Genomic DNA, 8,515 nt, shown 5'->3' with positions numbered 1-8,515 from the left:
TCTTGGGCCCGCGCTCGGGGTTGTCGCGGCGGACTTCGCGGCCGCGCTGCTCGCCGCCAGCTGGCTGCGACGGGTGGCGCGCAGGGGTGAGTCGTGGAGCAACTAAGGTGGCTGGGTGAGCACGACCATCAACCCCACCGACGGGACCACTCTCGCGTTTGACGTCTCGGGCGAGGGTCCCGCCGTCGTCCTTCTTCACGGCTCCGCTCTGTCCCGCGCGATCTGGCGTGGGCTCGGCTACGTCCGCGCCTTGGAGGGGTTCACGGTGGTGCGTCTGGACCTGCGCGGGCATGGGCGGAGCGGAAAGCCGCACGATCCGGCCGCGTACGCGATGCCGCTCGTCGTGGAGGACGTGCTGACGGTGCTCGACGCCGCGGGGGTCGGTGCGGCGCACGTCGTGGGATATTCGTTCGGCTCGCGCGTGGGGTTCGCGCTTGCCGCGGGCGCGCCCGATCGGGTGGTGAGCCTTGCGACGCTCGGCGGGACGTACCGGTCGCAGCGTGGCGAGGTAGAGAAGGTCTTCTTCCCCGGCTACCTCGACGCGATCCGCTCAGGCGGGATGGCCGCGTTCGCCGAGGGGTTCGAGGCCGCGGGGAATGTGCTCGATCCGTCGACGCGAGCGGCCTTCCTCGCGAACGACGCCGAGGCCCTCGCCGCGTATTTCGAGGCCACCGAGGCGGGGGAGGGGCTGCCCGAGTCCGTCCTGGCGCAGCTCACGCTGCCGGCACTCCTCTTCGCCGGAACGCTCGACGTGCCGCGGCTCGAGCAGTCGCGGCGTGCGGCGGAACTCATGCCGAACGCACGGTTTGTCGAGCTGCCGGGCCGTGCGCACGCTTCCACGCTTGCGCCGTCAGGCCCAGTGCTGAACGAGCTCGTGCCGTTCCTGCGCGCGGGCGGGCGGGGTGCGCTAGGCCGCTGGTGCCTGGCGGAGGCTTGCCCGGTCCCTGGGGATTGAACTGTTTGGCATTGCGTCTGCCATCTTTCGTGGCTTGTTGTCTCTTGTAGCTTGTCGTCTCGTGCAGCATGGTGGTAGAAAATGTATTCGATCGCTTCTCTGGCGTGTGGTAGGATTAGTTCACACGTTCGATGAGGGGGCATCGATGGGCGAATCCATGGCACAGCAGGACGGTGCGTCAGGTTCTGGCGACGCGTCTGGCGGGGTCTCGCCTCGCGAGGTGCCGTCTGGCGAGATGACTGCTGGCGGGGCGAGCGATGCTCAGCTTCAGATGTCCGGCGCCGTCGCGCTCATTCCCCGCCCAGGTTCACGGCTCCGCGGCCGCTTGTGGCACCCCGATCCGTCGCTCCTGTCCGGAGAAGACGCGCGGCGCGTGCTTGTCGACATCGGGAGGGCCAGGTCCTTTCTTGCCGCGCTCGAGGCCCTCGCGGTGGAGCGCATCCGGATTGCGTGCGAGGACGAGGCTCGTCGCGTGGCCGCGACGGCCGAAAGGGAGAGGTTCGACGGCGACGTCGCCCACGCGCTGGTCGTTTCCGAAGTCGCAGTGACCGAAGGGATCAGCGAGTTTGCTGCGGCGCGCCTCGTGAAGTCGTCGGAGGCTCTCTGCCGGGCGCAATTGGCGGTTCTCGACGGGCTCGAGGGAGGGGAGCTGACCGAGGCTCACGCGCGCGTCATCACGGATGAGACGTCAACCCTCCCCGATGAGCTTGCGGAGGAGTTCGGCATCAAGGCCCTGGGCAGGCTCGAGACCCGCAGCGGTAGGCGGCGGACGGTGTCCGAGTTCCGGCGTGCGGTTCGAGCGCTCCGCGAACGGGAGCACCCCGAGTCGATCCGGGCACGCAAAGTGCGGGCCACGCGTGATCGGAGCGTTTACGTCAGGCCGGAGCCCGACGGCATGTGCACGCTGAGCGCGTTCGTGCCGGCCGAGGTCGGTCTGGCTGCCTTCAACCGGCTCGATTCGCTCGCGCGCGCCCAACGTGCCGCGGACCCGGAGGATGGTCGCACGCTTCCGCAGCTGCGGGCGGACGCTCTCGCCGAACTCGTGCTCGCAGGCGAAGTGGCCGCGCGAGGGACGGGCTCGGGCCTTCCAGCGGGCGTGGCGGGAGAGTCTGGGCCGGCCCCGGTCGTCGGGCACGCCGTCCCTTCGGCGGAGATTGTTGTGCTCGTATCGGCGGAGACGCTCCTCGGCGCCAGCGACGAGCCGGCGACGCTCGAAGGCTACGGACCGATCGACGCCGAGACGGCCCGCGATCTGGCCGTGGCAGCGCCCACGTGGCAGCGACTCGTCACGGACATCGAGGGCGTCCCCCTCGCCCTGGGCCGGACCGCCTATCGGCCTCCCAAGATGTTGCGCCGATTCATCGAGTATCGCGACGGGACGTGCCAGTTCCCGGGGTGCACTCGGCCCGCCAGGCGCACCGAGATCGACCACATGGTCGAGTGGCAGGACGGCGGGACGACCGATGCCCACAATCTCCAAGCGCTCTGCCGAAAGCATCACGCGCTCAAGAGCCTCCGGCTATGGGACGCACAGCGAGTTGATCCGGATGGGCAGGGCCCGGCAGGAGACATCGTGTGGGTATCACCTCTGGGTGGTCGCGCCGTCTGCGGGCCGGAAGAACTGGACGTCGGTCGCGAGGACCCGCCGAGTGGTGGTACACAACCGGCCGACGGAAAGCCGATTGACGGCGATGGATCGCTCGGAAGCGACGGACCGGCAAGCTCGAAGGCGTCGGCCCCGGATGGCGATCCGCCGCCGTTCTACGAGCCTGCCGTTCCAGCGGACGGTCCTTGTGGCGGCTGCCGTTCTAGCACACAGCCGTTGTGGAAGCCCGCCGTTCTCAAGTCTGGCGTTGTGGCAGCTGCAGTCCTAGCAGACGGCCCCTGCGGCAGCCTGCCGTTCTGCCGGACCGCCGCTAGCAGCCCGCGCGATATCCCGTAGGCGATTCGCCGTAGGCGGCGCGGAAGATGCGGCTGAAGTGGGCCGAGTCGAGGAGGCCCCACCGTGCGGCGATCGCGGTGACGGGTCGATCGGCGAGCACGGGATCGCGGAGGTCGCGTCGGCAGCGTTCGAGCCGCCGCTCGCGAATTGAGGCCGCGACGGTTGTCCCCAGCTCGCGGAACAGGTCGTGGAGATGGCGCGTGGAGATGTAATGCGCGGCCGCGATCGAGCCCGGCGAGAGCTCGGGGTCCCCGAGCTGTGCCTCGATGAAGTCGTGGATCCGCGTCAGCAGCAGTTGGTGGGGATCGCGCGAGGACGTGGCGCGCAGGTCCAGCTCGCCGTTGAAGAGCGTCGTCACGAGGTCGAGCGCGTTGTGCGCGAGGCGCGTCCCGTTCGGCCCGTCGATCGAGTCGAGGCTTTCCGCGAGGCGAATCAGGAACGGACTCACGAGCTGGCCGAGCCCAGTCGTCCCGCTGATCGCCGTCGCCGTGATCTGGGCCATAGCCTCGATCGGGAGGTCTATTGCGGCGTGAGGGAACATGAGGACGAGCGTGCGGAAGTCGCCGTCGAACGCGAGCGTGTAGGGGCGGTCCGTCGAATAGATGGCAAGGTCTCCCGGCGTCAGGACCGCCTCGCGGCCGTCTTGCAAGAGCAAGCCCGTGCCCTGGAGCTGGATTCCGAGCTTGAAGTATTTCCGCTCAGATGCGGCGATGAGTTCGTCCGTGCGATGGACCGCATGTCCGGTTGCGGCAACCTCGATCATCGTCAGATCCTCACGGGCGAGCCGCCTGCCTCGCATGGTTCCGCGGAACCCGGCAGCGCGATCTGCGGTCACCTTGAGTGGGACGAAGGATTGGGAGGTCGCCCGGCGCCACGTGTCGAGATCGCGGGCGACGGCGATGTCCAGCCCCGCCGCGCCCCTCACTGCGGCGGTGGTGCCTGTGTCAGTCCCCGCGCTGGTCGCCGCGTCAGTCTCCGTAGTGGTCCTCGCGGTGCTCGTCCTCAGGTCGATGGTCATGCGGAGGCCCCTTCCACGAGGGCGCTGACGAGGCAGTCGAGCTGGGCCACGAGCTGCCGCGGCGTGTGATGGGTGGGGGAGAGGGTCGCCGTGATCTGCGCTCCGAGGACGAGGTCCATGATCGCTCCGACCGCGTCGCCAAGCCCGACTCCCTGCCTGAGCCCCGTCTCCTCCAAGAGCTCGGCCAGTGCGACGCGCCACTGCTCCATCGAGCGCTCGTGCACCGCGGCCTTGGCGGGGTCGCGGAGGGCCTTCTGCCAGAACGCGATCGCGACGCGGGCCTCGCTGACCTTCTCCTCGTCGAGGGGGAGGATCTCGTGGCAGTACGCCCGCAGCGCGGCGAGACCCGAAAGCCCCTCGGTGGAGGCCCTCATCCGCCGGTTCGTCTGGTCGAAGATGTGCTCGAACGCGAAGTCGAGCAGCCTGTCCTTCGTGGGGAAGTAGGGCTTGAGTGCGCCGTTCGCGAAGCCGGCCTCAGCCGCGATGTCGCGCATCGTCGCGCCGTCGAGGCCGCGCTCGGCGATGATCCGCCACGTTGCGTCGACGAGTTCCACGCGGCGCTGGTCGTGGTCCACGATCTTCGGCATAGTCCTCGCGCCCTTTCGTCAGATCTTTTTTCTACAACCGTTGTGATTCAGATTACAGGTGGTTATTCTCTACGTCCATAGAAAAAATTTGCCGACCGGACTAGCGGAGGAACCATGAGCACAGACACGACCACGCACGCCGAGCACTGCCACGCGGCGGCAGAGCCCGGGACCGGCGCCTACGCTCTCGCCACGGAGGAGGAGATCGCCGCCGTCCGCGGCATCCTCGACGCCGCAGGGCTCTGGCGCGATTCGACTCGCGTCGCGTACCTCGGCCTCGTGGATCCGCCGCGCGGGCGCAGGAGCGGTGAAGCGGGCGAGCATGGGGCCGGGGACCGGCGCTTCCGCGTCTTCCTGCACGACACGTCCGGGGCCCGCCCCCACGACGTCACGGTCTCCGTGACGAGCCGCGAAGTGCTGCGCGACGTCGAACTCGACACCGCCGCCACGGGCGAGCTGCCCGTCCTCGAGGAGGAGTTCGAGGCGGTTGAGCAGATCCTCAACGCGGACGAACGGTGGCTCAAGGCGCTCGCCGACCGCAACCTCGACGTCGCGCAGGTCCGCGTCGCACCCCTCTCGGCCGGCGTGTTCGAGTACCCGGAGGAAAAGGGCCGCCGGATCCTGCGCGGACTCGCGTTCGTCCAGGAGTTCCCCGAGGACGTCCCGTGGGCGCACCCGGTCGACGGCCTCGTGGCGTACATCGACGTCGTCAACCGGACGGTCGACCAGGTGATCGACTACGGCCCCGTCCCCGTACCCGCCGAGCACGGCAACTTCACGGATCCCGAGCTGACCGGGCCTGTCCGCACGTCCCAGAAGCCCATCGAGATCACGCAGCCCGAGGGCCCGAGCTTCACGGTCTCGAACGGCAATCACCTGGAGTGGGAGAAGTGGAGCCTCGACGTCGGCTTTGACGTCCGCGAGGGCCTCGTGCTCCACAACATCGCGTTCGACGACGACGCGTCCGACCTCGCGCGCGCTGCCGGCGCGCGCCGCCGTCGCCGCATCCTGGACCGCGCGTCGATCGCTGAGATGGTGGTCCCGTACGGCGACCCCTCGCCCGTGCGCTCGTGGCAGAACTACTTCGACACGGGCGAATACCTCGTGGGCCAGTACGCGAACTCGCTCGAGCTCGGCTGCGACTGCCTCGGGGAGATCACCTACCTGAGCCCTGTGGTCAGCGACGCGTTCGGCAACCCCAAGACCATCCGCAACGCCATCTGCATGCACGAGGAGGACTGGTCCATCCTCGCCAAGCACTCCGACCTCTGGGCCGGCGTCAACTATGTGCGCCGGAACCGTCGGCTCGTGATCAGCTTCTTCACCACGATCGGCAACTACGACTACGGCTTCTACTGGTACCTCTACCTCGACGGCACGATCGAGTTCGAGGCGAAGGCCACGGGCGTCGTCTTCACGAGCGCCCACCCGGGCGGGGACTACCCGTTCGCGTCCGAGCTCGCCCCCGGGCTGGGCGCGCCGTTCCACCAGCACCTCTTCAGCGCGCGCCTCGACTTCGCGCTCGACGGCGGCCCCAACCGCGTCGAGGAAGAGGACGCCGTGCGCGTCCCCACAGGCCCCGGCAATGAGCGCGGCAACGCCTTCACGCGCCGTCGTACGGTGATCCGCAGCGAATCCGAGGCGGCCCGCACGGCGGACATGGCCGCGGGGCGCACGTGGATCGTGTCGAATCCAGACTCGGTTAACCGCCTTGGCGACCCCGTGGGCTACAAGCTCCATCCGCAGGGCCAGCCGACGCTCCTGGCCGACCCGTCGTCGTCGGTCGCGGCCCGCGCCGCGTTCGCGACGAAGGACCTCTGGGTGACCCGGTACGACGAGGCCGAGCGCTACCCGACCGGGGACTTCGTCAATCAGCATCCCGGAGGCGCCGGCCTGCCCGCGTACCAGGCGCAGGACCGCGACCTCGACGGAACGGATCTCGTGGTGTGGCACACGTTCGGCCTCACCCACTTCCCGCGCCCCGAGGACTGGCCCATCATGCCCGTGGACCACGTGGGCTTCCGCCTCCGGCCCGAGGGCTTCTTCGACCGGAGCCCCGTGCTCGACGTCCCCGCGTCGCCGGCCCACCAGGGCACAGCGCACTCGGGCGCAGCGCACTCGGGCGCAGCGCATTCGGGCACAGCGCACTCGGGCGCTGCTCACTTGAGCGCCGCTCTCCCGGGCACGGCGGGCGACGGCTGTCACTGCCACTGCTAGAGCCGCTCCAGGCGACAAGAAGCATTCGCTGTGAGACAAGTCACGGACTGGACGGCCGCAGCACGATAATGCTGCGGCCGCCGCGTCGCACCGGATTTCCGCCGCAACCCCTGACGACTTTTCTCACATCACGAGACACTGGAGGAGCCATGAGCACCAAGACGAGCTCACAGGTCACACCCGGGGCAACGCCCAGCGAGCCCCCTTCGCCCCACCGCAGGCTCGGCGTCGCGTCGGTGACCATGATGATCATCGCCGCGTCCGCGCCGCTCACCGTTCTGGCCGGCGGCGTGACGACGACGTTCGCCGTGACCGGCCTCTTGGGCGTGCCCCTGTCATACCTCATCCTCGGCGCCGTGCTCGCCGTCTTCGCGGTCGGCTACGCGGCCATGAGCCGCCACGTCACGAATGCGGGCGCGTTCTACGCGTACGTCGCCCAGGGCATCTCGCGCCCTGCGGGCGTCGGGGTCTCCCTCGTGGCGCTCATGTCCTACAACCTCATGCAGGTGGGCATCTACGGCCTGTTCGGCTTCACGGTGTCCTCGCTCCTTTCGGAGCGCTTCGGCATCGACGTCCCGTGGTGGATCCCGGTCGTCGCGTGCATCGCGGTCGTCGCCGTCCTCGGCGTCAACCGCGTGGACCTCTCGGCGAAGGTTCTGGGCGCGCTCGTGGCGCTCGAGTTCCTCGTGGTGATCGTGTATGACGTCGTCTCCTTCGCGGTCGCCCCCGAGGGCGTCACCGCCGCGCCGCTCTCGCCCGCGAGCCTCTTCGTCCCGGGCGTCGGCGCAGTGCTGTCCTTCGGCATCGCGGCGTTCATGGGCTTCGAGTCGGCGGCAATCTACGGCGAGGAGGCCAAGGACCCCAAGCGGACCATCCCGCGCGCCACGTACACGGCGGTGGGCGTCATCGCGGTGTTCTATGCCGTCTCCTCGTGGGCCATGGCCGTGGGCACGGGCCCGTCGCAGCTCTTCGACGTCGCGGGCAAGCAGGGACCGGACCTCGTGTTCACGTTCCTCGGCTCCCACGTCGGCACGATCGTCGCGGACATCGCCCAGCTCCTGTTCTGCACGAGCCTCTTCGCGGCGCTCGTGAGCTTCCACAACGCCGTGGCCCGGTACTTCTTCTCGCTCGGCCGCGAGCGAGTGGTGCCCGCGTGGCTCGAGCGCACGAGCCGCCACGGCGCCCCGAAGGCCGGCTCCCTCGTGCAGACCGCCATCGCGCTCGTCGTCGTGGTCGCGTTCGCGATCGCGGGCAACGGCGCGGACCCCCTCTACCCGGTTCTGACGCTCTTCACGTGGCTCACGAACGCCGGCGCGATGGGTCTCGTGCTCCTCATGGCGATCGTCTCGGCCGCCGTCGTCGGCTTCTTCCGGCGCCGCCGCGGCCTGGCTGCGGGCGCGTGGTCCGCCGTCGTTGCCCCGTCGATCGGCGCCGTCGCGCTCGCCGTGATCTTCGGACTCATCGTCGCGAACTTCGACGTCCTGCTCGGCCAGACCGAGGCGAGCCCGGTGAGCTTCGTCCTGCCGGCCCTCATTATCGTCCCGGGCCTCGCCGGCGCCGTCTGGGCGCTCCGGCTGCGGAGCGCGAGCCCCGACGTGTACCGCCGGATCGGCCACGGCGAGGAGGGCCGCGCGCACCACCTCGGCGAGGAATAGCGCCCCCCAGGAAGTGTCAGCCCCGCGCGGCGAGGAGGTCCAAGACCTCCTCGTCGCTGCATTGCGGGAACGTCAGATACGCGCCGCCCACCGAGCGGAACGCGATCGGCTGGCGCGGGCACACCACGCGGTCCGCGAGCT

At 69.4% G+C, this 8,515-nt stretch carries 6 protein-coding genes; 4 read left to right on the top strand and 2 right to left on the bottom strand.

All coding sequences use genetic code 11. From position 1 onward, the window contains the following. Nucleotides 1-115 precede the first annotated feature (115 nt). Nucleotides 116-955 carry an alpha/beta fold hydrolase gene (locus ACLN58_RS14005; protein ID WP_415855873.1) on the top strand — a complete coding sequence of 280 codons (840 nt, stop codon included), beginning with the start codon at nt 116-118 and terminating at the stop codon, nt 953-955. Between the two features lie 235 nt (nt 956-1,190). Then, the gene (locus tag ACLN58_RS14000; protein WP_415855872.1) at nt 1,191-2,897 is read left to right on the top strand and encodes a DUF222 domain-containing protein; all 1,707 of its coding nucleotides are present in this window, start codon (nt 1,191-1,193) and stop codon (nt 2,895-2,897) included. Here the strand turns inward: ACLN58_RS14000 and ACLN58_RS13995 are convergent. Together ACLN58_RS13995 and ACLN58_RS13990 are read right to left on the bottom strand one after the other, a co-directional pair. Then, nucleotides 2,872-3,915, bottom strand: a complete 1,044-nt coding sequence (locus ACLN58_RS13995) for a helix-turn-helix domain-containing protein (protein ID WP_415855871.1) — start codon at nt 3,913-3,915, stop codon at nt 2,872-2,874. The two genes, ACLN58_RS14000 and ACLN58_RS13995, sit on opposite strands and share 26 nt — an antisense overlap. Then, the gene (locus tag ACLN58_RS13990) at nt 3,912-4,502 is read right to left on the bottom strand and encodes a TetR/AcrR family transcriptional regulator (RefSeq protein ID WP_415855870.1); all 591 of its coding nucleotides are present in this window, start codon (nt 4,500-4,502) and stop codon (nt 3,912-3,914) included. Before ACLN58_RS13990 ends, ACLN58_RS13995 begins: the two co-directional genes overlap by 4 nt. Nucleotides 4,503-4,616: 114 nt before the next feature. Between ACLN58_RS13990 and ACLN58_RS13985 the strand changes: the two genes are divergently transcribed. Next, a complete protein-coding gene (locus tag ACLN58_RS13985) occupies nt 4,617-6,719 on the top strand; it encodes a primary-amine oxidase (protein WP_415855869.1) in 2,103 nt (700 codons plus the stop codon). 149 nt (nt 6,720-6,868) lie between these two features. Beyond that, nucleotides 6,869-8,374 (top strand): APC family permease, encoded by a 1,506-nt coding sequence (locus ACLN58_RS13980; protein ID WP_415855868.1) that lies wholly within the window; start codon nt 6,869-6,871, stop codon nt 8,372-8,374. Nucleotides 8,375-8,515 lie beyond the last annotated feature (141 nt).

The sequence above is a fragment of the Sinomonas sp. G460-2 genome (assembly GCF_047759905.1).
Classification (GTDB): Bacteria; Actinomycetota; Actinomycetes; order Actinomycetales; family Micrococcaceae; genus Sinomonas.
The sequence above is the reverse complement of the archived record's forward strand: the minus strand, read 5'-3'. Positions and strand labels throughout refer to the sequence as shown.